The sequence below is a fragment of the Gemmatimonadota bacterium genome, assembly GCA_009838845.1.
Lineage (GTDB): Bacteria > Latescibacterota > UBA2968 > UBA2968 > UBA2968 > VXRD01.
On sequence record VXRD01000124.1, the window covers coordinates 117,521 to 143,227 of the forward strand.

Genomic DNA, 25,707 nt, shown 5'->3' on the forward strand with positions numbered 1-25,707 from the left:
CCGGTGATGACCACTCTGCGTTGTCTGTTCACTAAATGACCTCCTGGAGGCTGGAGATTGGTTCCAGCCTCCAGTTTCCGAGTTAATCCAGACGCTCGTCTAAGTATGCGATGGCATCGCCAACTGTTTCGAGCTTCTCGGCGTCTTCATCGGAAATTTCCATGTCAAATTCTTCTTCGAAAGCCATGACCAATTCGACTGTGTCGAGCGAGTCTGCGCCCAGATCGTCAATAAAATGGGCGTCGGCATTGACGCTATCGGCATCAACGCCGAGTTGGTCAACGATCAGGTCAGTAACTTTTTGTTGAATATCATCGGTCATGTGAAGCCCTCCGTGATTAGTGTGTAGTGATTATTTACATCACCATTCCGCCATCGACAACGAGAACCTGTCCGGTAATATAGGCCGCGTCATCAGAAGCGAGAAAGGCTGCGGCAGCGGCGACATCTTCGGGACTGCCGAGTTTGCCCAGTGGAATCTGTGCGATCAACTGTTCTTGTATTTTGTCGTTGAGTTTGGCGGTCATGTCCGTTGGAATAAAACCGGGCGCAATGGCGTTGGCCGTAATATTGCGGCTGGCCAATTCCCTGGCTACGGATTTGGTCAGGCCAATAAGACCCGATTTGGATGCGGCGTAATTGATCTGCCCTGCATTGCCCAGAAGCCCCACGACCGATGAGACATTGATGATGCGACCGGCTCGCGCTCTCATCATGGGACGGGTGACGGCTTTGATACAATGGTACGCACCTTTGAGATTGACGTCAAGAACTGCATCCCACTCGTCTTCTTTCATACGCATCAACAAATTGTCGCGGGCGATACCCGCATTGTTGACGAGCACATCGATTTTGCCCCAGGTGTCGAGGACGGTTTCGACAAGGGATTCAACAGATTCGGCATTGGAGACATCGGTCTGTTGTACAAGGGCTTCACGGCCTTGTGCGCGGATTTTTTCGGCCACTGCTTCTGCAGCTTCTGTGCTTTGGCTGGCACATACGGCGATGTTGGCCCCTTCGCGTGCAAGGCGCAGGGCAATGGCCTCGCCAATGCCGCGGGATCCGCCCGTTACAAGGGCTGTTTTACCTGCGAGTCGGTTCATGGGATAGTTACCTGTTAGTTGAACACTCTAAAGTTGTTCTATAGCTTCCAATGTGCCGGCTTCGTGGACCGGAATATTTCGGTCAATTCGGCGCAGGAGTCCCTTGAGCACATTGCCTGGCCCCACTTCGAGGGCTTCGGTCATGCCTTCTGCAATGAGTCGTTGCATGGATTCGGTCCAGCGAACCGGCGAAATAACTTGCTCGATCAACAGGTCTTTGAGCAGATCTGGATCGCGGGTGGATTCAGCAGTGACATTGGGTATTACGGGAATTTGCGCTTGAGCAAATGGCACATCGTCGAGCATGTCGGTCAGTGCTGTTACGGCTGGCTGCATCAGGGCCGAGTGAAATGCGCCGCCTACGGGCAGGAGCACGGCGCGTTTGGCTCCCAGTGCTTTGGCTTTTTCGAGTGCTTCATCAACGGCATTTTCCTCGCCAGATAGGACCACTTGTCCGGGGCAATTGAAATTGGCTGTTGTAACATGGCCCGAAGAACTGAGGTCAGCGCAAAGACGAATCATTACGTCGTCGTCAAGACCGAGCACTGCAGCCATGGTGCCTGGCCGAATTTTTCCCGCGACTTGCATGGCATGTCCGCGAACGCTGACGACCCGAAAGCCGTCTTCGACGCGCATGACACCTGCTGCAACGAGGGCGGCGAGTTCTCCGACACTGTGTCCTGCAACGAGGTCGGGTTGCAGTCCCCGGCTTTTAAGTACTTCAAGAGCGGCAATGCTGTGGGCAAAAATTGCCGGTTGTGTGACTGCGGTTTGTTTGAGTGACTCGGCAGGACCGCTAAAGCAGAATGATTTGATGTCTATGTCGAGCACATCGTCGGCAAGATCAAAAATTTTGTGCGCTTCTGGTGCGGTCCTGTACAGATCGTATCCCATGCCAACAAATTGGGAGCCTTGCCCTGGAAATAGGAAAGCTTTTTTTGTCATTTAATAAGCCCAGGTTAGCAGGGTGCTGCCCCAGGTATATCCCGCACCGGCACTGGCGAGCAGCACATTGTCACCGCGGCTGAGACGGCCCTGTTCGACTGCTTCAGACAGGCCAATGGGAATAGTGGCAGCCGAGGTGTTGGCATAGCGGTCGATATTGACTACAACGCGATCTTTGGGTATATCTGTGCGTTTAACACAGGCGTCGATAATGCGCTTGTTGGCCTGATGTGGCACAAAAAGCGCGATGTCTTTGCCGACAAGGCCGTTGCGTTCGAGGATTTGAGCGGAAACTTCGGCCATCTTGGGAACTGCAAATTTGAAAACTTCGCGACCATCTTGATAAATATAGTGCATTTTCTTATCAACGGTTTCACGAGAGGCCGGAAGCAGACTGCCGCCAGCGGGTTGTCGCAGATGTTTTACGCCGCTGCCATCAGAATAGAGAATAAAGTCTTTAAGCCCCAAACCGGGTTCGCCGGGTTCGAGTAAAACCGCGCCCGCGCCATCGCCAAAGAGCACACAGGTCTCGCGGTCGGTGTAGTCTGTGATGCTGCTCATTTTGTCGGCCCCAATGACGACCACGCGTTTGTGTGCGCCCGTTTCAACAAATTGCCCTCCCACCATTAGGGCATATAGAAAACCGCTACATGCTGCCGATAGGTCGAAAGCCCAGGCATTTGCGGCACCAATTTGGTCCTGTACCAGACAGGCTGATGACGGAAATACCATGTCGGGGGTGATGGTCGCAACGATGATCAAGTCGATATCTCTGGCATCGAGTCCTTTGTTGTGCAGAATGGCTTCCATAGATTTTAGAGCCATAAAAGATGTGCCCAACCCCTCGTTGAGGATGCGGCGTTCTTTGATGCCTGTGCGGGAGGTGATCCACTCGTCGGATGTATCGACCATTTTTTCGAGGTCGGCATTGGTCAGCTTTTGTTCTGGGACGTAGTGCCCCACCCCGCTGATGGTGGCTGTAAGGGGATACATGATAATTACTCTGCTCCTCAAAGTCTGCGCGGTGTTAGACCAAACTAAAAGCCATCGGTTTCAATCACTTCGCGCCCATTGTAATAACCGCAATTTCCACAGACCCGATGGGGTATTTTTTGATACCCGCAGTTGGGGCATTCGTTAAAGGTGGGTAAACGCAATTTCCAATTGGCACGGCGTTTACCGGTGCGAGAATTTGAACTTTTTCGTTTGGGGTTGGCCATGGTGGTATCCTTTTTGATTAATGCTCTGTTTACTGTTCGCTTTCTTTGAGTGCGCGGAGAGCATCCCAACGCGGGTCAGGGCTCTTTTCACTCTCGTATTCCAGCAATTCGTGGGGATCTTGCTCATAGCGTTCACAAGGGCCAGAAGGCGATGCAGCGCAGGTTGGGATCATGGGTAGTTCAAGCAAAATATAATCTTTTACGTCATTGCCAAGGTCTATTTCGCCGGGTTCTTCATTGAGCCAGATCAGCGTTTCGTCATCGTCATCGTCCATCTGGTCGGGACGACCCTTTTGAAAGATGAATGTGTATGAGATGACGATGGGAAATTCAATGGGTTCCAGGCACCGCGCGCATTCGGGGCGCACCAGACAGGTGGTTTGCCCTTTGGCCGAGAGCGAGTCGCCGTATTTGTACACGACGAGACGGGTGTTGATGGCACCTGCAAATTGGGAGTCTTCTTCGGTAATGTGCAGGTCGGCTGGCGTTTCTTCAAACGCAAATTCGGTTTCGCCTTCCCGTATATCTCTCAGGTCGATTTTCATAAGGTAGGTGATCTCTTTTACCCAAAAAAGAAAGCCACTTCTTTGGCTGCGTTTTCCAGTGAATCTGAGGCGTGTACGGCATTGTTTTGAATATTGGTTGCAAAGTCTTTGCGAATGGTGCCTTCTGCGGCTTCTTCGGGATTGGTGCTGCCAATGGCCTCGCGCAAAAATGCAACGGCATTGTCCCGCTCAAGTGCCACGGGCACACAGGGGCCAGAGGTCATAAAATCGAGCAGGTCGTTGTAAAAAGGCCGTTGGCGATGTACTGTATAAAATTCGGCGGCCTGTTGGCGCGTGAGGCGAACCATTTCCAGATTTACAATTCGAAAATTTTTTTCTTCGAGACGGCGAATGATTTCACCGATTACATTTTGTGCAACAGCGTCGGGTTTGACGATGAGCAGGGTGCGTTCCATGCATAAAATTCCATGTGAGAAATACGGCTTGTATCGGCTTGAAGATGGACAAGATAGGAGTTGGGCTTTTTTTTGTCAACCCCATTTTTGATAAGGATTTGCGCTTGTGAACTGCGCGAGAAAGAGGTTGACATAAGTCCAATGGACTCCTTTAATTGGGAAGGTGGTTTTTAGTGCTGTTGCGTTTTAATTTTTTTTGTGGATACCGGGGTCTTTTATGAGTGTTGTTATTCCATTTTTGAACCACAAGGTTCTTTTTGTTACAGGTGCAACTGGTTTTTTGGCCAAGGGATTGGTGGGAAAAATCCTTTGCCATGCGCCAGATGTTGGGCGCATTTATCTTATGGTGCGCCCTCAAAGGCGGGGAGGGGGCAAGCCCATTAGTGCCGAAGACCGGCTGCAAAGGGAGATTTTGCAATCCAGTGCTTTTGCGCGATTGCGCGCAAAACTCGGGGATCGTTTTGACATTGTGATGCGCGAAAAAGTCATTGCGGTGCCGAGCGATTTGACACAAGATCACCTCGGCATGGACGCCGAGACATATACACAGTTGGCCAGTGAAGTCGATATTGTGATTAACAGCGCAGCCAATGTGGTTTTCGACGCGCCTCTGGATACGGCGCTGATGCAAAATACGCTTGGGGCCAGGCGCGTTGTCGAATTTGCCAAGGCGTGTCGCGATGCCGTGCTCGTGCATGTTTCAACGGCTTATGTCAATGGACGGCAAAAGCGGATCATTTCTGAAGACGCGCCCGTGCCCGATCAAACGGTGGCACAACAAATGGGAAATGGTCGCGCGCCCGATTATAGTCTGGATTCGGAAATTGAAGGTATTCTGGCGTATAGCCGCGAAGTAGAGGCGGCGTCGCGAAGTCCGGAGCGGTTTGCGGAATTTACGCGTTTGCTCGACCGGCAGAACCGGGGCAAGCGCGTTACAGCGCATCGGCGGGAACACCAGTTGGAGGCTTTGCGCCAGCGATGGGTGCGAGAACGGATGGTGGCACGCGGGATAAAGCGCGGGCGAGAGTTGGGCTGGCACGACAGTTATTCTTTTACCAAGGCCATGGGCGAGCAGATGGTTGCCAAGACCCGGGGCGATTTGCCAACTGTGATCGTGCGCCCTTCTATTATTGAGAGCAGTTTGTCCGATCCAGAACCGGGATGGCTGGAAGGGCTAAAAGTGGCCGATCCACTTATTGTACACTACGGCAAGGGGCGTTTGACGGATTTTCCCGCGCGTCCAGAAGCGGTTTTAGACGTTATTCCCGTGGATATTATTATCAATGTGATTATCGGTGTTTTGCCTTCCATCCATGAAAATGCCGATTTGAAGGTTTACCATGTGACAACAAGTGCAAAGAATCCGGTGAAGGTAGGTGAGGTCGTCCAGTATGTGTACGAGTATTTTGTGAACAATCCAATGCGAGACCGCAATGGCAAACCCATTGCGGTGACGCCGTGGACCTATCCGACGCTGTCACAATTTCGTCGAAAGTTGCGCTATAAGTATTTGTTGCCCCTCAAAATTTTGCAACGGGCACTGAATTTGGTGCCGCTGGTCAATGTTTCAAAACGCAAACGCCATTTGTCGATTTTGAATGCCACTTTGGAAAATACGCTGTCGCTTACCGATATTTACGGTTCTTATATTTCTCTGGATTGCGTATTTCAAAACGACAATATGAATCAGTTGTTTGACAGCATGGATGCAGAAGATAGAGAAATTTTTAATTGTGATGTTTCGCGCATCGATTGGCCCTCTTACGTAAAAGAGGTTCACATTCCCGGCTTGCAACGCCATGTGCTCAAGACAGGTGTTTAGGCTTCTCCCATGACCTCACGCGATAGATCGGATACTCGCCCATTGCACGAAACACTGCTCGACGATCTGGAGCAGATGTTGGCTATTTATGACCAATCGGTTCAGCTTATGCTCGAAGCGGTGCGTCACGATGGCTATTTTGACGATCTCGATCCAGATGCGCTTGTCTGGCCCAAAAGTCAGAGCGGTGCGATGGATATGGAGGCGCTGCTATTTCGCGCACAGCTTGTGGATGCGATTTTTCAAGGTTTGCCCGAGGTTCGCGATGAGCGTTTGGACGAGGCGTATCGTCCTTTTGCGGAGTTGCTTCCGCAATATCACCTGGGCAGCCGAATTTATTTGCAACTCAGGCGACAATTTGTCGAGCGAGGCCGCGGGGATGCGAAAGATTTTTTGAGGTTGTATCAATCCCTGTATTTGAAGGCTCTGGCACAGGCGGAGCTACACGCGCCCGAAGCCGTGGAAGAGGCATTGGCTCAGGTGCATATTACACAAGTGCCAATGTCGCACGCCCGCGCTGTTGCAGAGGCGCTTGACAATGTGGAGGCGGATGAGGATGCGCACTGGGCCGAGGAGTACAGTTGTGAACGAGATGGCGAGCGGATTGAGGGATCTTTGCGCGATTTGCTGCAAGATGTGGCACAGCGCACGCTCAATTTGATCGCCGCGGGAGGGTTGCTGTCAACGCGGTATAATTATTTGACGAATTTTGGCTGGTTTGGCGTGTCGGTGTGGAAGGTTATTGTGGATGCGGAGGTGGCTTTGGCGCAGTTGCGCGACGATGTGGATGCGGATGGGATAGATGATGATGTGCTGGACATCAAGGCGCTGTTGATTGAATTTTTGCACGCGCATCAGGAAGATCCCACCAGGCTGCGTCCCAGGTTGTATTGGTATGGGCAGGAATATAGTTATTTGACGCGGGATATGATTGATTTGTCGGTTAAGCTAATATGCGATGTGAACGCGCAAATCGATCGTGTTGGACAAAGTGTTTCGCGTATGGAAATTCCCGCTTTGCTCGCAGATACGGCACGGGGACGATTTTTGGAATATCCCAATGTCGGACGTCGGGGGCAATTTTCAAAGTTGCAGCGAGGAATGCGTTTTGCCCGGTGGATGGGGACTTCGCTCAAGATAGGACGTCAAAAAAAGAAATTGTTGGAAAGAGAGGCCGATCCCATCCGTCGCCGCGAAGCCGGATGGCGCACCTGGCTCGATTGGGGACGTCGCACGCTGGATATTTTTGATATTCGCGTCAACGTTTATATCGATCCCCATTTTGAAGCCATTGTACGAGATTTGGGAGCCGATGCAGAAGATCGGCGTCTTATCTTTTTGCCAACGCATCAGAGTTTGTTTGACCATCCCGTTTTGTACAAAGTTTTGCAGTCTCGAGAGTTTATGAATGCGATGGGATGGGAAAGACCCGAACCTTGTGTGATTCTGGCGCGTACTGGGCTGGCGCGCTCGGGTATCAAAATTGGGTCGAAACAGATCACGCAGTTTGGGATGACGTCTGAGGTTTTTGATCAGATTCTGGAAAATGTCGATGGCTATGTGATGCTCGAGCGATCCCGTGCTGCGGGCCATACGACACAGCGCGTGGCACAGGCATTGACAGAGCGTCCGGGCGTTATTTATCCCATGGCGACGACCGCTGCTTTTGCGGTTCAGCAATTTCCGCTTCAACACGGAGTGTTTGCACAATTGCCCCAGGATGTGGTGATTGTGCCGATTGCGTACCGCGGGCTTCACGCGCTGTGGCCCAAGTGTCCAAAGGGCAATATCAATATTAATCCGGGGCAGGTCAATGTGTGGGTCTCACCGCCCATGTTGGGGGAGACGACTTTACTGCCCAAAAGACGGTCGCTGCGGATTCAGTCCGAGGCTGCCGCGCTGTTTCAAGCGGTGCATATTGCGACGTTGTTGAATCCGGAAGAGTCGTGAATCAACGAATCAACGAATCAACGAATCAACGAATCGGCGAATCAACGAATCAACGAATCAGCGAAGGAGTTAGTAGTGATTTTGGGTGGTGGGGCGGGATTCGTCTATTCGTCTATTCGTCTATTCGTCTATTCGCACTTTGTGAGGTGTGAAATGAATGAACTGATGGTTGTCGCATTTTTACTGGTGCTGGTATTTTTGCTCGTTCGAGGGCGTCGCGCTTTTGCCAGTAAAGACCGTTTTTCTGAGGGGGCAGAAGGCGAGCGGTTTGCACACAAGTGGGGGTATAAGGATACGCGGTTTGAGTTTGACGATGACAGGACCGTGCATGTGACGGGAACGCGGTATCCGTTATGTGGCTATCGGATGCCGTATTTTTTGCCTTTTGTCGAAGAGGTGCTCGATGTGCCGGTCCGTCCCGAAGATATGGGGCAAGAGGTCGAGCACCGCGATTTGCCCGCGCCCGTGGCAAATGATGAATTTTTGAGGGCGGTGCGCGATGCGCTCAATGAAGATGGGGTTTCTCAGGAGGACATAGAGCGTCTGGTGCATAGTCATGGGCAGTTGAGCGTGGATGAGGTGTATCAAATTTTGTACCATCGACCGCCCGAACGTCTGGTGGATGTGGTGTTGTTTCCAGAGGAAGAAGCGGATATTCAGGCTATTATCCAGCTTGCAAATGACCACAATGTGGCGCTGGTGCCCTATGGTGGCGGGACGAATGTGAGCGGTGCGCTCGCAATTCCGACTTCAGAGTCGCGGATGGTCGCGTCGGTGGATATGCGCCGTATGAATCGCATTGTGCAGGTGGATGAAGAGAATTTTCAAGCGTGTGTGCAAGCGGGCATTTCGGGTAAGCAATTGGAGATTGCGCTAAATAAATTGGGATACACGTCGGGACACGATCCAGATAGTCTGGAGTTTTCAACTCTGGGGGGATGGATTGCGACCAATGCCAGTGGTATGAAGAAGAACCGGTATGGCAATATTGAGGATATTGTGATAGAGGCCACGCTGGTGACGCCGACGGGGGAGGTGGAGACACACCATGCGACGCCGCGCAATTCGACAGGTGTGCAGCCCAGGTCGTTTTTGTTTGGTAGCGAGGGCAATTTGGGGATTATTACCCGGGCGACGATAAAGATCCATAAACAGCCCGAAGCACAGGAGTTTGGCTCGCTGGTGTTTCCGTCATTTGAACGGGGTGTGGCTTACTTAAAGGCACTTCGGCAGACAGGGCAAGTTCCGGCGAGTATTCGGCTGGTGAACAATACGGAATTACAGCTTGGGCAGGCGCTGAAGCCCGAGGTAAAAGGATTCAAGAAGCTCCAGCAGGATATTCAGCAATTTTTTTTGGTTAAGGTCAAGGGATTTGATCCAGAGCAGTTGGTGGCGTGTACGATTGTGATGGAGGGCACAAAAGACGAGGTCCGGCAGCAGGCAAAGACGATTTTTCGTTTGGCGAAGAAATACGGTGGTATTTCGGGCGGAGCGCACAGGGGCGAGCGGGGGTATATGTTGACGTTTGGGATTGCGTATATTCGCGATTTTTTTACTCAGTTTCACATTTTGGGCGAGACATTTGAGACTTCTGTGCCGTGGACTAATATTCACGATGTTATTGGTGCGGTGGAAAAGAAGCTATTTGTTTTGTGTGAAGAATACGGCGTGCCAGGTAAGCCCTTTTTGGCCTATCGCGTGACGCAGACCTATCACACGGGTGTGTGCATTTATTTTACTATGGGTTTTTGCGCGCAGGGGCTTGAGGATTCGGTTGGCGTTTATCACGCGATTGAGCGCCAGTTGCGGCAGGAGATTTTAGATCATGGCGGGTCTTTGTCGCACCATCACGGCGTGGGCAAGCTCCGCAGTGGCTTTTTGCCGCAGATTCAAAGCGAAAATAGCATTGCAGTACTGCGGCAGATGAAAAAGGCGATGGATCCAAATAATATCTTTGCCATTGGCAATGGGGCGTTTGCGGATTGAAAATGGAAAGGACCAACTGATTTTGAATGGCGCGATGTTTTGCAATAAGGTAGCGATTATTACAGGCGCGTCTTCGGGACTTGGGGCGACGTTGGCTCTGGAACTTGCGAAGCAGGGCGCACATCTGGCATTGTTTGCTCGGCGAGAGGGAAAGCTGAGCGAGACGGCTGAGCAGTGTCGGGATTTGGGCGCACAGGTGGTGACGGTGGTGGGGGATGTGACACAGGTCGAAGATTGTGAGCAGTTGGTTGAGGCGACGATTGCAGAATTTGGCTGCATAGATTATTTGATTGCCAATGCCGGGATCAGTATGTGGGCGCGGTTTGATGAGGTGGAAGATTTGGAAGTGTTTCGCAAGTTGATGGAGACCAATTATCTCGGTTTGGTTTATTGCATTCATGCGGCATTGCCACATTTGAAAGTTTCGAAGGGTATGATCGTGGCCATTGCATCTTTGCAGGGCAAATTTGGTGTGCCTCTGCATACGGGATATGGCGCGTCAAAGCACGCGGTGCTGGGTTTTTTAAATGCTCTGCGTCTGGAAGTTGAAGATGTGCATGTGTTGACGGTTTTGCCGCATTGGCTTCAGGGAACGAATTTGAGACGGCACGCTTTTGGGAAGGATGGTGAAGCACTGGGCGATTCCTCACAGCGGCACAATAAAGAGGCGCTTTCTCTTAGATCTTGTTGTAGGGCAATTTTGAAAGCTATGCGAAAACAGAAGCGCGAATTGGTGCTTCCCTGGCACCACCGCGCATTGCCCTTTCTTCAAGTGATTCATCCCAAAATTGTCGAGTGGCTGGTGAAGAGGAAGATGAAGGATCAGGGTTTGGGAGATATGGCGTGACGCCTGGTGATCCTGGAACTTCCATAGAAGAAGCCGTGGGACAGATGCTGATGATCGGTTTTCGCGGCGATGTTCTATATGGGGATATTGCTGCGCTTCTGCGGGATATTCAACCCGGTGGGGTTGTGCTTTTTGATTATGATTTGCCGAGTAAAGGTGAGTTGGTGCGGAATATTACGTCTCCGCACCAACTTCGCGCTTTGACCTCAGCCCTTCAGGATATAGCACCCTATTTTATTGCGGTTGATGCAGAGGGTGGGTATGTCAATCGGCTGAAAGAGGAGTATGGTTTTACTGTTTCTGTGCCCTCTGCTCAAAAACTCGGCAGACAGTCTCTGGGTAAGACGAAAAAGGTAGCAGATGCTCTTGCGCGCGAATTGAAAGATATGGGGATTAACTGGAATTTTGCTCCGGTTGTCGATGTGAATATAGATACCAAAAGCCCGGCTATTGGCGCGATAGAACGGTCTTTTAGCGATGTTCCGAGGACTGTGGTGGCGCATGCCAATGCGTTTAGTAAGGCGCATCAAGAACGGCGGGTGATACCGACGCTAAAACACTTTCCCGGACACGGAAGTGCGGCAGGGGATACGCATCTCGGTGTTACAGATGTTACGGAGACATACCGACGTGAGAAGGAGCTTTTGCCGTATCAAAAATTCATCCAGAAAGGCTATGCAGATCCGATTCTTACCGCGCATATTGTAAATCGGAAGCTCGACAAGAGCGGGAGACCGGCAACTTTGTCGCACGATATTATGACGAGGCTCCTCAGATATGAGATGGGTTTTGATGGAGTCGTTATTTCTGACGATATGCAGATGGGGGCGATTGTCGAGGCGTATGGGTTGACGGAAGCGGTTGTTGAGGCTGTAAAAGCAGGTGTTGATATGATTTTGCTCGCCAACCAGATTGGGGAATACAATATTGAACAAGTTTACGATGTAAAAAATGCCATTGTACAGGCGGTAGCAGATGGCGTTGTTGAAGAAGATCGCATTTGCGAATCTTTTAATCGGATTCAAAAATTGAAACAGAGGTTCAGAATTTAAGGGAGAGGATGTGACGTCTTCTGACCTGCATCCAAACCCAGAAGTGCGATCTGAGGCGGATGCCCGGTTGGCAATTACCATCCAAGTTACCATCTAAGTTACCATCCAAGCTACCCCTTAAGTCACCCCCTAAGTTACCCCCTAAGCTCAATAGAATCGTTCCCGCCTGCTTCGGATTCGACTCTACTCATCTCATTGCGAGGTGAGTTTTCTTTTTCAGCTTATGTTAAATCACTGGACAATTATTGCAAATCCCGTTTCGGGACGTGGTCGTGCAAGGCGCATAGGTGAGCGGGTTGCGGATTTGTTGCGCGAGCGCGGTGTAAATGCCCATTTGATGATGTCGGGAGCACCGGGCGATTGCGAGCGGTTAGCGCGGGAAGCGTTGGCGCGTGGGGCAAGACAGGTTGCTGCGTGTGGGGGGGATGGGACAGTGCATGAGGTGGTCAATGGGCTTGCAAATTCAGACGCGGTTTTGGGGGTTGTGCCCTGTGGCCGGGGGAATGATTTGGTACGGGCGTTGGGACTGTCCAGTGATGTGAAGGATGTGGTCAATACGCTGGTGCATGGAGAGGATCGCGCGATTGATCTGGGGAAAACTGGCGGCCGGTTTTTTACGACTGTTGCGAGTTTAGGTTTCGATACGGCGGTGGCGCAAAGGGCGCGATCTCGACCTTCGAGATTGGGTGGGACAGCGTCCTATTGTCTGGCGGTTTTGCAAACGCTATTTGGATATCGGTCTCCTCTTGTGCGTTTGCGGGGAGATTTTGGCGTTTTTGAAGGGCGTGTTTTGCTGGCGGCAACGGCGAACGCGCCTTTTTATGGGAGTGGGATTAAAATTGCACCTGATGCCATTTTTGACGATGGGGTGCTGGATTTGTGCATTGTGGCAGATGTTTCGCGCTGGACGGTTCTGCGGATGTTTTTGCGCGCGTATTCCGGCGCTCATGTTGGTCATTCTGCTGTGCGCGTTGTGCAGACGAGAACTTTGCAGATTGAGTCCGATGATTCCCTGTGGATTTTTGCCGATGGGGAACCGATGTGTGAGGTTCCCGCAATGATAGAGGTTGTTTCGGGTGCGTTGAGGGTGAAGGTATAGGGAATTTTGGTTTTAAGTGTTCATTTTCGGACACTAGTGTATCATTTCCGGACACCTGTGGCGTTGTTAAATTTGGTTGATTTTTTATAACATATTGAAAAATAGTGAGATAAAAATTTTGGCACGGATATTGCATTAGATGGAAGTTACAATCTAATCGGTTTTTCAGAAGTGGATTATATAGGAGGTGCGAGATGATTCAAATGTCGGGTGTTCAAAAGTGGTATTCGTCGCGTTTTATCCGGACGGTTGTGTTGCAGGGGATTGATCTGGAGGTTGCGTCCGGGGAGTTTGTATCTATTATGGGACCTTCTGGTTCGGGCAAATCCACGTTGTTGCATATTATGGGTATGCTGGATTCGTCGAATAGAGGGGAATATTTGTTTGATGGCGAAGCCGTGCATAAGATGCGCGAGCGCGAGCGGTCAGATTGCCACAAGAACAATATCGGTTTTGTGTTTCAGAGTTATCATTTGATTGATGAGTTGACTGTGTACGGCAATATCGAGACGCCTTTGTTGTACAAGAAGGTGAAGGGGGATGAACGCGAGGAGATGGTGAATGCGATGCTGGATGAGTTTGATCTGGTGGAAAAGAAGGATTTGTTTCCCCATCAATTGTCCGGCGGCGAACAACAGCGCGTGGGTGTTGCGCGAGCCGTGGTGATTAAACCACGCGTGATTCTGGCAGATGAACCCACGGGAAACTTAAATTCGACACAGGGCGAGCATGTGATGAATTTGTTCACTAAATTGCACGGGGAGGGAACAACTATTGTGCAGGTGACGCATTCGGAAAAGTGGGCAAGCTATAGCAAACGCATTGTGCATTTGCTCGATGGGGAAGTGGTGAGGGATGAGGGGGTTTGAACAGGTAAATGTTTTGATCAGATGCGGTTAAGGGATTGGTAGTTGGCGCTTGCGGATTTGTCCTTCTGTAACACTGATAACAGTACCTTGCCTTAAATCATTTTGATGCTGTTTGAGAATCGTTAGAAGATATAGATTCACATTTTGTGGTGTCATATTTCTAAGACGAAAGATGATTACGCTGGGAAGGATAACCTGAGTGGCCGCAAGAATATCGGCAAAGTCTAAATCGTGTGTCAGGATGATGCGAGATTCATAACGCGCTTTTTCAAAAATTTCAATATCTGATAGTTGCTCAAGGTGTTGCTCAAGGAGGTGAATCGCGTCATATCCCTGTGTTTGAAGAAAAGATACGGTATGAGGGGATATACCCATGTCGGCAAGAAATTTCATGGGGCCGCATGTTCGAGTGGATGGATAGATTCTTCAGCGAGCCATGCAGCGTATTGAAGTGCTTGTTGAATATCCTCAGCTTCGAGATAAGGATAAGCTTCAAGAATCTCTTCTGTTGACATCCGATTTGCAACCAAATTGACCAAAAGAGAAACCGTTACACGCATGCCGCGGATACACGCGCGTCCCCCCATCATTTTAGGATCAAAGGTTATGCGGTCAAATTTCATTTTGAGCTCCTTCTATACAACATTGATCACCCCAAACTTGTTCTGTTTCCCAGATGTCAAATTCACCTTCTGTTACAGGGTGTTTTTTATATCCATCGCGATGTTTTTTTTCTAAAATTTCCATTTGAATCGTTTTCATAAGTTCCCCACACTATAAGGTTTTTTGCACAGCATATTGGATAATATCGCAAACCTCGACCGTTTTTGCAATTCTAACTGTTAAGGAATAAATAAATATGGCTAAGAAATTTGAGGAAGCAGTTGATGCTGTGATTTCCGGTGATATTGAGACGCTCAAATCGCTGCTCGAGAGAGAGCCTGATCTGATTCGCATGCGATCATCCAGAGCGCATAGGGCGATGTTGATTCACTATGTGGCGGCAAATGGCGTGGAAGATGAACGGCAGAGGACACCGACTAACGCAGTCGATGTTGCAAATGTGCTTATTGATGCTGGTGCTGAGATAGATGCTACGTTTTTGGATGGGAGATCGGGGACGACACCCCTTGTTTCACTGGTGACCAGTTTTCACCCACATAAATCGGGTGTCGCTGCTGAGCTTGTGAGCGTATTCGTCAATGCGGGTGCCAGAGTAGATGGGATAAAGGGAGATGGTGAACCACTGAGGCTCGCGCTTAGTTCTGAGTATCCCGAGTCGGTTCAGGCTCTTCTCAAATGCGGTGCAAAGATTATGAATGTCGAAGTCGCCGCTGGCCTGGGGGAGCTTGAACTGGTCGAGAGATTTGTCGATGAGGGAGGTATATCCCGTGGGGAATTGGAAGAGGCATTCTGGTCTGCTTGCAAGTATGGACACACTGGGGTGGCAGAATGTCTTCTCAAACGCGGCGTGGATATAGACGCAAGGGGCGGGGCGAATAATACGGGATTGATGCTGGCATCACAACGCGGTCGAAGAGATACGGTCGAGATGCTTCTGGATTGCGGGGCTTCTATTGAGTCAAAAAATGACTATGGTGGTACAGCGCTTGGTTCAACAATGTATTTTCTGGCAAATCATCCTGCGCCAGACGCCGATTATGCGGGAGTGATCGAATTGCTGCTCAATGCGGGATCGGAGTTCAACTTTGCCGACAAATTGACGGGCGATGATGAGGTGGATGATGTGCTTCGCAAGCGCGGTGTGATCACATAGTGGTCTGTCCGCGTCCGTGTCATTTTAGGCTAAAAATGAAGGTTACATCTTCGTGGCGTAGCTCCCAGCTATTTTTTCCATAGACAGTACTCGGCCATACTTCTACGCAGTAGTCCTGGCGGGATGGTGTACCTGAATGAAGCCATTTTGTTTGCGCTTCTTTGAGTTTGTCGAAACACTCCCTCCCTCCGTATGCAGTTATGTGATTTTCGTGTATGATACAGATATTCGATCTATTGTGGTTGGTGAGTACAAAAGCATTCTGCATAGGTATTACGGTTAATCCCTGAAGTTGAGCAAAGAACGCCAGATCCCTCCGTAAAGTCCAGCTATTCCTTCCGTCTTGTATATCCGCCCAGGAAGCGCGCTCTTTGGCGGCTGGTCGTTTTTCGGCAAATTCCTCGACCAATTTCTGAGCCTGATCCCACTGAGGAGTCATTCCATGTCTGCCTGTGAATAGCATAAATCCAGGAAGAGAAATTACCTCCCCACTGAGATGATCTTTTCGCTTTTGTAACTTCAACATGAGGCACTGGATCCCACCCGGGAAGTCGTTCAACGTCAATACCATTACGCCTTTGGACGATAGTTGCTCCCACCAGGCGGAGAACAGGGTTGGGCATGTAACCGTGGTGATCAGCCGATCATAAGGCGCTTCTTTCGCATAGCCTTTTGATGCATCACCCGTTATTACACGAACATTTTTTGTGCCCTGTCGCTTCAAGTGACGGCGTGCCCTGCGCGTAACATCGGATTGAATATCCATTGTCACAACATGTCCTTCAGGACCCGCGAGATGGGCCAATAGAGCGGCGTTCCATCCGGTGCCTGCGCCAATTTCAAATACGCGATGTCCCGCGCGAACGGATAGGACGTCCAGCATGTGAACGACGAGAGAAGGTTGCGATGTCGAGCTTGGTGGGTTGAGGTGGCTGAGCAAAGGTTCGTCGGAATAAATTCTCTCTAATTGGCTCGAGGTGGGACATTTCGGATCGACTTCAATTAAGCCTTTCTGTTTTCCCAATGCATGGATTCGATCGACAAATCGATGTCTCGGTGTCGATTGGAGGGCATGTTCTATTGCCTTATTCTTCAAACTACCCGTCGCCTTGAGCATGTCGATGAAATCACGCTGCAACAGGTCTGTATTTTTAGTGCTGGTCATTAGTCTTCTCTCAAGGGTTTTCCCACTCATGCGCCCGGACCCTTGACGAACATTCCAGGGGTTGCGCCTGTGTGTTCGCCATTTTCGAGGACGCGGATGCCGTTGACGAAGACGTCTCTGATGCCGATAGAGAGCTGGTGGGAATCGTCGAATGTCGAGCGGTCGGCGACGGTGTCGGGGTCAAAGACGACGACGTCGGCCCAGTAGTTGGGCTGGAGTCGCCCGCGGTCCCACAGTGAGAGGCGATTGGCGACTGAGGAGGTCATTTTGCGGATGGCTTCCTCAAGTGGCATGAGCTTTTCGTCGCGGACGTAGTGGCCCAGGACGCGGGGATAGGTTCCGTACGACCGGGGGTGGAGCGGTCCCTCAGCAGCAGTCCGTTCTGGATCGACGCCGCCCGCGTCGGTGGAAACTTTGATCCAGGGGAGCTGAAGTTGGAGACGGACATTGTCTTCGGATATGGTGTGGTAGATGGTAAAGATGCGCTGGTTTTCCGAGAGCAGGAGGTCGATGGTGGCTTCTATCCAGTCCTGGTCGCGCATCTCGGCAATTTCAGAAAGACGCTTGCCGATGTACTGCTGATTTTCAGGTTTTTTAAATCCGACTGGAGCGATTCGGTCGGGACGACGGGGAATTTCGCCCTGGCGGTTTCTGACTTCGGAGACGATTTTCGCGCGGATGTCGGGGTCGCGCAGGTTGTCGAAGAATTTGCCGTCTGCAGCTACCCAGGTGGGCAGGACAGTGGATAGGCCGGTGCCGCTGGCTGTGTAGGGATACATATCGGCGGTGATGTCGAGGCCCTCGGCGCGTACCTGATTTATGCGCGCAATGACCTGGTGCATCTTGGGGTAGTTGCGTTCGGGAACGGCTTTGAGGTGGTAGATTTCGACCGGGAGGTTGGCGCGCTGTCCGATTTCAATGGCTTCGTCCAGGGCTTCGAGAAGTTTGTCGGCTTCGGATCGCATGTGGGTGATGTAGATGCCGCCGAATCGTGCCACTGTCTTGCAGATTTCGACGATTTCATCCGTGCTGGTATATGTGTCCGGCGGGTAGATGAGGGCATAGGAGGGACCGAAGGCGCCGTCTTCCATGGATTCGGCCATGATGCGATGCATGGTTTTCATTTCGTCGGGGGTTGGCTCGCCCATCCGCATGCCCATTGCCTGCGCGCGCAGGGTGCCCGCGCCGAGGAAGGAGCCGACGTTGGGCGAGACACCAGCTTCGATCATGGCGTCGAGCCAGTTGCCGAAGCGATGCCAGTCCCGCGCGCGTTCCCGCCAGTTTTTGGGTAGAGATCGCGAGAGGGTATTGGAGCCGCCGACAGGTGCGGGGGTCCACGCTTCGCCCATGATTTCGGTCGTGATGCCCTGTGTGATTTTGGAGAGGCATCGGCCATCGCGCATGAGTGGAACGATGGAGTGGCTCTGGATGTCGATGAAGCCGGGACAGACGATGTGACCTGATGCATCGACGATTTCGTCTATGCCGTCGCGGGGGATGGTCCCCGGCGGTTCGATGGTGGAGACCTTGCCGTTCTCAAGAGCTATGTCGCCGTAGAAATAGGGGTTGCCGGTGCCGTCGATTATTTTGCCTGAGTGAATAAGGGTCGTGATTGGCATGGGATTGCCTTTCGTTTTTTATGTTAAAGGTCTGCACCGAAGTTCTTGACAAAGATGAGGAAGTCAGAGAAGGTAACGCGCAGGTCGCCGTCGAGGTCAAAGGTGGGGTCGAAGCCAACGTCGCCTGCGGTTTTGCCAAAGGCAGAGGCAAAAGCAAGGAAGTCCGAGAAGCCGATTTCCCCGTCGCCATCAAAGTCTGAGGCTGCGGGACCGGATACGAGTTCAGATACGGAGAGGGTGTAACCGAGTGTTGTGCCAGATGTGGAGGTGATGGCGAGGGTTCTGGCAATATTGCCAGATGTGTGAATGCGTTTGCTCTGTAAGGCTGAAATGGGGATCGGTGCGGCAAAGGGGTGCTCTCCGTCGGCGATGAGTGTGACGAGGAGGTCGTTGTCACCTGTGGATTGGATTGTGAAGGCGAGGCCGGGTGTTTCGCCCAAAGCGAGATAGTCTATGCCCCAGCGCGTGGCGCGTCGCGTGAGGTTATTGGTCGGAATTGTGAGGATTTCGCGCTTTGCGGGATGCAGGTCAATGGCGCGATAGCCGAGGTCGCCCTCACCGTCGAGGTACATAGCAGCGGCCCATTGTCCAAAGAGGTGGTCAAATCGTTCGGGCGCGTCGAGCGATTGAAGGACATTGTCGATGCTCGCTATGCTGCTGTCTGGATCTGCGATGAGTTTGCGGAGTGCGCCCTCGCCATAGCGCTGTGCGAAGTACGTCATATAGAGATACGCCTGGTCAAAATCAAAAAACTGATCTTCCCAATAGGTGAGGTCTGTATTGACCGCGAGCGAGAGAAAATTTTCGGTCGCTGCTGCTGTCGTGTCTTTGTATCCACAGGCGAGTTCGGCGTATTCCGAGCACCCTTCGTCGAGCCATTTGGCTTCGTCGAAATCGGCTTTCCAGTGGATCAAGTGCTGAAATTCGTGGGCGAGTGTGGCGCGTGCGAGGTTGCTGCCAATGTCGAGAGGACGGGCGTCGATATAAATAATTTCGCGCGAGACGGGTGGGGCTTCGTTGTCGGTATCGATATAACCGACAAATGTGATGCCAGTGATAGGACTGTCGAGTACGTCGAGTACCAGGATGAGTATGCGGGGATCGGCATCGACATCTGGAGGATCGCCAAAGAGGTCGGTGACAGTTTCATAAATGCCGCGATCGGGATGGCGTGCGGTGGATTTATCAAATGCAAGGGCAAGGGATTCAATGCCCGTTTGTGTCACGCGCGGGGTGTTCCACATGTCATCTTCTACAAAAATGTAACAGTGGCTGCCTACATAGCGACAGGTTGTTGTGGTGTGGTATTTCCCGCCGCCAACGAGTTGAAAACTGTATGCCGGCAGCGTGAGCGTATCGCCAACGCGGAAAGGTGTGGAGAAGGATATTTTGGTTGCGGGGCGATAGGGTGTGGTTTGGCGTGGAATCAGGTGGGTTCCGCTTTGGGGGATGGGTTGGGCGTGTGCTACGCTGCAAGAAAGCGCAATGCAGCAGGTAAAAAAAATAAGAATATAACGCAAATCGCGTTTGGGCGTTTTTGGCGGAGGCATTGTCAAAACCAGACTGAGAGTCTCACCTGTAAGTCCCCAGAGGTATTGGGGGAGACTGTTGCAATAGGACGGGTTTTAGCGGCGATGCTGGCGGCGTTTAACGCGCTGGCAAAGCGATTGAAGATGAGTGCGCCCACGAAGAGAAAACTGCGTGTGCGCGCCCAGGTGGCTTTGCTTCGCAGTTCTCGAAAGTGTTCGCGGGAAGACGGTGTGTCCCATTCCCAAAAGTTTTCGGGCGTTTCTGGCAGTGGGGTGACCGATGTGCCCTCGACGTATTGCAATCGGGCATTGTAGTCGTAGATGCTATTGTAACTGGACAGGCGGTCGTAGTGAGAGTTGGGTTTTTCCTCCGTGGTTGCACCAGCGCGTGCCGCGGCATAGGCGCGGAAGGTGTTTTCTCGCGTGGTGTTGAGTTTTTTAAATGCAAATACGCCCGTCCAGAACATGCCTTCGGTGAAGAGAAAAAATTTCGCGGATTTTCGCCCGCCCGCATACCGCTCGCCTAAACCGGGTAAAAGAACCGACAAAAAGGCGGCTTTTTTGGGTGATTTCGCTTCTTGGGCAAATGCGACAGATGGCGAGAGCAAACAGGCGCAGACGATCAGGATTTGGGATGGTGTTTTCATGATGCTAAAATCTCGTTTTCAATTCGACCAGGGACCGTCCATGGCTATCAACCGGCGTGATGTCGATCCACAAGCTCGGCCCGGTCTGTTTTTGCAGTGTGCGCGTATAGGCCGAGGCGTGTATGGCACTGGCAATGTGGTTGAGTACGGCCAGGCCTGTGACAACAGACGCGCGTTTGAGGTATTTGTTGCTGTCGTTGCGACGGGTTTCATAGTCCAGCCTGCGTGACGATGGCACGTTTTTGTTATCGGTGGAAAAGTCAGCCGTCACATCGTCCCAGCCATAGACAAATTGATGGTATTTGCCAATGAGTTCGTAATACTGCTGCGTGTCTTCGCTTTTGGAGGGCAGGGCGTGGGTTTCGTGATATGGCTCGGGCTGAGTTTTGTTCCATTCCCGCCAGGCGCTGTACCGCGCTTCCCGCCAATGCCGATCGGCATACGCTCGAAATTCTTCCTTAATGTCATTGCCTTTGCCCCGCCATGAAACATAAGCGGTCCAGGTGAGGGCTTCTGCGCCCATAAACCCGACTGCGCGTATTTTGGCCCCGGCATATAATTCACCCAGACCCGGTACAAGTAGTGAGAGAAAGAAGGCCGTTTTAGGCGATTTTTCCGCAGCGGCCTGTCCGCACATGAGCGCAAAAACAAGGGTGCAGAGTGTGAATTTTCGCATGGGGCAATTCCTTTGGCTAAAAGTTGCCTTTCCCAACATCTGTAACAAATCCAAATAACAATGTAAAGTAAATCTTCAAGCCGCTTCGTTCAAGTGGATCGCCAGCCCGTTGCAAAGGCACATGGTCGAAGCCGTAGGCTACGTCGATGCTGGCGCGTGTGGGAAAAAGATAAAACGAGGTGGCGTCGTAGCGCAATTGCGTGCCCAGTTCGCGTTTCCAGCCGCGTTTGAGTATTGCATCGTCGGATGTGCCATCCCAGGCGCGGGCGATTCCGGCAAAGAATGCGCCGTAGAGTTGGTCGGAGTAGATCGGGCCGGTTTGTCGATCAATGCGCGACCATAAGGGAAAGCGATAAGCCGACCGCAACATCAGGGCGCGGCGGCCTTCCAGGCTGTAAAACGTATATCCTTTCATGCCGGGCAAGCCACCGAGGAAGAAGTCAAAGGTGTCGTCAACTTCGCTGTCGATCAGGCCGCCAAAAAAGCGGAAGCTCAGCGCACTGCGGCCGGGAGCAACCGGGATAAATTCGTTCCAGTCGAGGGAGAGTTGGTTGTAGAAATAGCGGTCGTAGGTTTCGATAATTAGCGAGGTGTTTTCCTCAAAGCCGCTGATGAACCAGTTGAAATAGCGGTCGTAACGCAGCGCGAGACGGCGTCCGGATCGGGGGTTGATTTCCGAGTCGCGCGAGCGGCCTATGGCATTGAGACGATAGGTGAGAGCGAGGTCAAATCCGTTGAGGGTTGTAGCGCCCACTATATCGCGATTAAGGCCGTTGAACCGCGCTTGATCCAGAACTGCGCCCGTGCGATGATACACGAGACGAGCGTCGATCGTACCGCCGCGTCTCAGGGTGTATTTGCCGCCTATTTCAATGCCCGTCAGCGCGAAGGTGCGGTTGTAGATGCGAAAATCTTCGTCGCGGCTGATTATATCTTCTTCAACGTGGCGCGATATACGGTAGGCTTCCAGAAAAAAGGTGGGCCGTCTTTTGCGGTATTCGTAAAGCGCGTACAGATCCATATCCAGATCGTGGGCGAGCAGGCCACTGATAAAAAAGGTTTGCTTTCGCAAGACGTCGTCGGATCCCGCTATGGCGCCGAGTTTGAGTTTGCCGCTGTCGATTGCCAGACGCGGAAGTATGGTGGTGGATGAAAATTCATTTTTGTATGGGCGGCTCGCTATTGCGGGTTTGGGCGTTGTGGCCGCGAAGGGGTTAACCTGAAAGATGTTGGCTACCACGGGTTCATTTAACGGGTGGGAGATAACGCGAATTTCGTAGGCGTTTTTGCCGTAGTGGGCATAGGCGATGCGGTCGCCATCTGGATGCACGTGGGGTTGAAATGCACCGCCGTACACGCGGGTGAGGCGGTCTATTGTGCCGCTGGATAGATTGACGCGATACAGGTTGAAGATGCCGTCTTGATCAGAGGCAAATACGAGGGATGATCCATCGGGTGTCCAGCACGGGTCGCGATCGGTTTCGCGGGAGGTAACGCGCACTGTGTAATCGCCACCTGTTGCGGATATGGTGGCGATATCCCGCGAGGTGCTGATTCGGTAGAGCGAGAATGCGATTTGCGATCCATCGGGCGACCAGCGCGGGGTGGCAACCTGTGAGCCATCGTCGAAGGATGTGAGGTAGCGAATGGTGTCTGCTGCAATGTCGAGGATACAGAGGTTGGTGCTACCTCCACCATTTTTGACAAACGCAATTTGCGTTCCGTCTGGGGAATAGGTCGGGTGAATGCCGCGCGAGCCGGTGCTGAGGCGCGTTTCGCCGGGGAAGGTGGCACGCGCGAGGCCAATGGCGGTTTTGACATTTTGAAACAGGCTCGATTTCGAGGCTTTGGGATCTATGGTGTAGAGGTCCCATTGCCGCCCGCCATATTTGTTGGGCTGGCTGTGGCGCGCGTAGAGGAATTGTTCGCCATCGGTTGACCAGTCAAAGGCTGTGACCGCGCTGGGAGCGGCGAGTTCCACGCTGCTGTCGGCGAGGGTATAGACCATCAAACTCGTGCGCCCATAATCGCGTCCTTTATTGGAGAGGTAGGCGAGTTTTGTGCCATCGGGCGACCAGCGGGGGTGCAGGTTGAGGTAGCCATCGTCGCGGATGAGGTCGCCCTGTGCGGGGTTGGTTTCGATCTGTGCGTTTTGATCCGCATAGCGTTTTTTGAGCGATGCGACCCAGCGCGTGTGCAATTCGCTTGCAGAGATGCCCAGAGTTGCGCGGATTGCGCCGCCGAAATCCGTGCGCCACCAGACTTTCATTTGCCGATACAATTCGGGGAGTTTGTCGCGCCCAAAGGTATCGACAATAAAGAGGGTGAGCGAATAGCCGTGGTCATATACTTTTTCAAATCCGAGACCTGTTTTCGCGCCAAAGACAGACATTTCGTCGCGGGTGAGCAAGCTCCCATTGCGCGTGGCCTGGCGCAAGATCATATCGCGGTGCGAGTCCCAGCGGTCGTGTTGTGCGCCCGGTGCCATGTATTGCGCCGTCCCTTCTGCAAACCAGGGTGGAATGATGGTGGCTGGAATGGCGTAAGCAGCCAGGACATTGGGGTAGCCAGCGAGGATGTCGTCGCGTTTGCCTTCACCCTGATATTGCAGGTAGTTGACGAAGATGGCGGGGATGCGCCGCGAGGATTTTCGGGCGAGTTGAAGGGCGATGATGTGCGTCAATTCGTGCGTTATCACATTTGGGAGCCAATCTGTACTGCCGCGCAGTGCAAAGTCGAGGTTGGAGACCCAGATTTCGATGGTGTTGTGGTAATAATACGCCGCGCCATTGGCATAATCTTCGGTGTCTTTGAGGATGATGCGGACTTTGCTGTCGGGGTCAAAATTGTAAAAGGACGCGATTGGGCCGTACGCGTCTTCGGCGACCTGGGCAGCACGCGGAGCCAGTTTTTCCAGCCCCTGATGGTAATAGACTTTGAAGTGTTCGGTTTCAATGACGCGCCAGTTCAGTTCGGGATGATTGGCGTCAAATTGCGCGAGTACCTGTGTGCTCAGGGCCAGGAGAATGAGAATCGTTTGTGTGAGTTTGTGAGACATGGTGTTTATTTAATGGGATTAACGGGTTGAGGGCTTATTGTTAGGTTCCCACATAAGCCTAAATGCAGGATTGCTTTTCATTGCAAATATATCTAAATTTAATGTCAGGGGCAATCTTGGGAATCACCCCTGACTTATCCCAATCCTTAACCCGTTCTCGAAAGTGAGGTGAATTGAGATGAAAAAGGATAAAGGTAATCCTGTTTCTGATGAAGCCTTGAAGATGTGGAAAGTAATTCAAAAGAGAATGAATTGGAAGTAAATTTCACATCTTTAGCTTATGCCGAGAGCAAGGGGTAAGATCGTGTTAGTTAAACAACCTTACCCCTTGCTACATGAGTCCAGTTGGCAACTCTAATGCTGAAAATCTGCGTTCTGCCAATCTACCAGCAGATCTCATTGAAGTCAACATGGACTCTCGATCTATCATATAATCACCTCCTCGTTTATGTTGGAATAAATTATCTAAGGAAGGAACCTCGTATGAGTATCATCCCTGACAACAAAGAGTTGATGTTTTGCATATCAACCATTATAGAAACGTTGATAGATTCACTTGACGAAGAGACAAAGAATAGGTTAAGCAGAAAGTTGAATAGCAAAATCTTTATACTGAGTAGAGGTGAACCGGAGAAAGTAATCTTAACGTCACAAGAAAGGGCAATCGTTATTCACTTTCTCAAAGATATGATTAAGGCAATACGATGAGAATAGCTTTTCATTGACAATTGATACAAGTTTGATATATTAGTGAGCAGAGCAACCCGACCAAGAATTGCTCTGCTCGTAGCCGATCATAACAATTTAACTCTTCAGGAGATTTTTCACTATGACCGACCAAAATTTTAGACCTGCGATAATTGCTTGCATTCCGAAGCCAAATCAAACTGTCTGCAACTGGATAGATAATTCGAGGGCGGAAACTATACTGGTAAAATCTTCAACGGAATGTAAGATAATTAGAAATGATCCGCCCGTACTACCGTACGGAATGAGACAACTACAAATCCAGATTCAAGAGCAGGAGAAAGGGTAACTTCCAGAAGAAAGTATCTCTTCCATTTCACATCTGGAAGTTAATGGGCATTGAGCGAATAGCTTGATGCCCTAATTTATTTCTCATCCGCTTCGATCTCTTTATCAATCAATTTCTTAGCCTTGGAATCATCAGAACGTTCTTCAGATTCGTTCAACTCCGCGTTAAGTTTCTTTTCAATCTCACGCTCGGCAGGTGTAGAACGTTTATCAGTTGACACGGGGAAATCACCTCCTAAAATTCCATTATGGTAACTAATACCAAATATTTATTTTACAATATTATGCATAGACTAATAAAAGCGGGAATTTTTGGAAAAATAATTAGCTATTTATGAACCAAATTA

The 25,707-nt window shown here is 51.2% G+C and carries 23 protein-coding genes; 8 read left to right on the forward strand and 15 right to left on the reverse strand.

Going from position 1 to position 25,707, the window contains the following annotated elements; genetic code table 11:
* Positions 1-82 precede the first annotated feature (82 nt).
* From F4Y39_17210 to F4Y39_17240, 7 genes are read right to left on the reverse strand one after another with little or no spacing between them, the layout of a single operon-like run.
* Positions 83-322: an acyl carrier protein gene (locus F4Y39_17210; GenBank protein MYC15463.1), complete on the reverse strand. Its 240-nt coding sequence runs from the start codon at positions 320-322 to the stop codon at positions 83-85.
* 34 nt (positions 323-356) lie between these two features.
* Positions 357-1,103, reverse strand: a complete 747-nt coding sequence (fabG, locus tag F4Y39_17215; GenBank protein ID MYC15464.1) for a 3-oxoacyl-[acyl-carrier-protein] reductase — start codon at positions 1,101-1,103, stop codon at positions 357-359.
* Positions 1,104-1,130: 27 nt separating this feature from the next.
* The gene (gene fabD, locus F4Y39_17220; GenBank protein ID MYC15465.1) at positions 1,131-2,048 is read right to left on the reverse strand and encodes an ACP S-malonyltransferase; all 918 of its coding nucleotides are present in this window, start codon (positions 2,046-2,048) and stop codon (positions 1,131-1,133) included.
* Complete coding sequence (locus tag F4Y39_17225; protein ID MYC15466.1) at positions 2,049-3,041, reverse strand: ketoacyl-ACP synthase III; 993 nt, start codon at positions 3,039-3,041, stop codon at positions 2,049-2,051. It lies immediately after the preceding gene.
* Between the two features lie 44 nt (positions 3,042-3,085).
* Positions 3,086-3,268: a 50S ribosomal protein L32 gene (locus F4Y39_17230; protein ID MYC15467.1), complete on the reverse strand. Its 183-nt coding sequence runs from the start codon at positions 3,266-3,268 to the stop codon at positions 3,086-3,088.
* Positions 3,269-3,297: 29 nt separating this feature from the next.
* On the reverse strand, positions 3,298-3,813 hold the full coding sequence (locus tag F4Y39_17235) for a DUF177 domain-containing protein (protein ID MYC15468.1): 516 nt from the start codon (positions 3,811-3,813) through the stop codon (positions 3,298-3,300).
* Between the two features lie 17 nt (positions 3,814-3,830).
* Positions 3,831-4,229: a nucleoside-diphosphate kinase gene (locus F4Y39_17240; protein MYC15469.1), complete on the reverse strand. Its 399-nt coding sequence runs from the start codon at positions 4,227-4,229 to the stop codon at positions 3,831-3,833.
* Between the two features lie 217 nt (positions 4,230-4,446).
* Here F4Y39_17240 and F4Y39_17245 point away from each other — a divergent pair, with 217 nt between their 5' ends.
* From F4Y39_17245 to F4Y39_17275, 7 genes are all read left to right on the forward strand, one after another.
* Positions 4,447-6,051 carry a hypothetical protein gene (locus tag F4Y39_17245; protein ID MYC15470.1) on the forward strand — a complete coding sequence of 535 codons (1,605 nt, stop codon included), beginning with the start codon at positions 4,447-4,449 and terminating at the stop codon, positions 6,049-6,051.
* A gap of 9 nt (positions 6,052-6,060) precedes the next feature.
* Positions 6,061-8,001 carry a hypothetical protein gene (locus F4Y39_17250; GenBank protein ID MYC15471.1) on the forward strand — a complete coding sequence of 647 codons (1,941 nt, stop codon included), beginning with the start codon at positions 6,061-6,063 and terminating at the stop codon, positions 7,999-8,001.
* A 153-nt stretch (positions 8,002-8,154) separates the two neighbouring features.
* Complete coding sequence (locus F4Y39_17255; protein MYC15472.1) at positions 8,155-9,987, forward strand: FAD-binding oxidoreductase; 1,833 nt, start codon at positions 8,155-8,157, stop codon at positions 9,985-9,987.
* Positions 9,968-10,834, forward strand: coding sequence for an SDR family oxidoreductase (locus tag F4Y39_17260; protein MYC15473.1), 867 nt, complete (start codon positions 9,968-9,970; stop codon positions 10,832-10,834). The genes F4Y39_17255 and F4Y39_17260 overlap by 20 nt, the downstream gene beginning before the upstream one ends.
* A complete protein-coding gene (locus F4Y39_17265; GenBank protein MYC15474.1) occupies positions 10,831-11,886 on the forward strand; it encodes a glycoside hydrolase family 3 protein in 1,056 nt (351 codons plus the stop codon). The genes F4Y39_17260 and F4Y39_17265 overlap by 4 nt, the downstream gene beginning before the upstream one ends.
* Positions 11,887-12,088: 202 nt before the next feature.
* A complete protein-coding gene (locus F4Y39_17270; protein ID MYC15475.1) occupies positions 12,089-12,985 on the forward strand; it encodes a diacylglycerol kinase family lipid kinase in 897 nt (298 codons plus the stop codon).
* A 194-nt stretch (positions 12,986-13,179) separates the two neighbouring features.
* Positions 13,180-13,854 carry an ABC transporter ATP-binding protein gene (locus tag F4Y39_17275; protein MYC15476.1) on the forward strand — a complete coding sequence of 225 codons (675 nt, stop codon included), beginning with the start codon at positions 13,180-13,182 and terminating at the stop codon, positions 13,852-13,854.
* A gap of 27 nt (positions 13,855-13,881) precedes the next feature.
* On the opposite strand, the gene F4Y39_17280 is transcribed toward F4Y39_17275, so the two are convergent.
* Both F4Y39_17280 and F4Y39_17285 read right to left on the reverse strand, forming a co-directional pair.
* Complete coding sequence (locus F4Y39_17280; protein ID MYC15477.1) at positions 13,882-14,247, reverse strand: hypothetical protein; 366 nt, start codon at positions 14,245-14,247, stop codon at positions 13,882-13,884.
* Positions 14,244-14,477: a DUF433 domain-containing protein gene (locus tag F4Y39_17285; GenBank protein MYC15478.1), complete on the reverse strand. Its 234-nt coding sequence runs from the start codon at positions 14,475-14,477 to the stop codon at positions 14,244-14,246. Before F4Y39_17285 ends, F4Y39_17280 begins: the two co-directional genes overlap by 4 nt.
* Positions 14,478-14,713: 236 nt before the next feature.
* Between F4Y39_17285 and F4Y39_17290 the strand changes: the two genes are divergently transcribed.
* The gene (locus tag F4Y39_17290; protein MYC15479.1) at positions 14,714-15,631 is read left to right on the forward strand and encodes an ankyrin repeat domain-containing protein; all 918 of its coding nucleotides are present in this window, start codon (positions 14,714-14,716) and stop codon (positions 15,629-15,631) included.
* 19 nt (positions 15,632-15,650) lie between these two features.
* Here F4Y39_17290 and F4Y39_17295 read toward each other — a convergent pair whose 3' ends face one another.
* From F4Y39_17295 to F4Y39_17320, 6 genes are read right to left on the reverse strand one after another with little or no spacing between them, the layout of a single operon-like run.
* Positions 15,651-16,826: a methyltransferase domain-containing protein gene (locus F4Y39_17295; protein ID MYC15480.1), complete on the reverse strand. Its 1,176-nt coding sequence runs from the start codon at positions 16,824-16,826 to the stop codon at positions 15,651-15,653.
* On the reverse strand, positions 16,823-18,415 hold the full coding sequence (locus F4Y39_17300; GenBank protein MYC15481.1) for a D-aminoacylase: 1,593 nt from the start codon (positions 18,413-18,415) through the stop codon (positions 16,823-16,825). Before F4Y39_17300 ends, F4Y39_17295 begins: the two co-directional genes overlap by 4 nt.
* Before the next feature lie 23 nt (positions 18,416-18,438).
* Positions 18,439-19,965 carry a hypothetical protein gene (locus F4Y39_17305; protein ID MYC15482.1) on the reverse strand — a complete coding sequence of 509 codons (1,527 nt, stop codon included), beginning with the start codon at positions 19,963-19,965 and terminating at the stop codon, positions 18,439-18,441.
* A gap of 2 nt (positions 19,966-19,967) precedes the next feature.
* Complete coding sequence (locus F4Y39_17310) at positions 19,968-20,591, reverse strand: hypothetical protein (GenBank protein ID MYC15483.1); 624 nt, start codon at positions 20,589-20,591, stop codon at positions 19,968-19,970.
* Between the two features lie 4 nt (positions 20,592-20,595).
* Positions 20,596-21,267, reverse strand: a complete 672-nt coding sequence (locus tag F4Y39_17315; GenBank protein MYC15484.1) for a hypothetical protein — start codon at positions 21,265-21,267, stop codon at positions 20,596-20,598.
* Between the two features lie 16 nt (positions 21,268-21,283).
* On the reverse strand, positions 21,284-24,325 hold the full coding sequence (locus tag F4Y39_17320) for a hypothetical protein (GenBank protein ID MYC15485.1): 3,042 nt from the start codon (positions 24,323-24,325) through the stop codon (positions 21,284-21,286).
* Between the last annotated feature and the right edge of the window lie 1,382 nt (positions 24,326-25,707).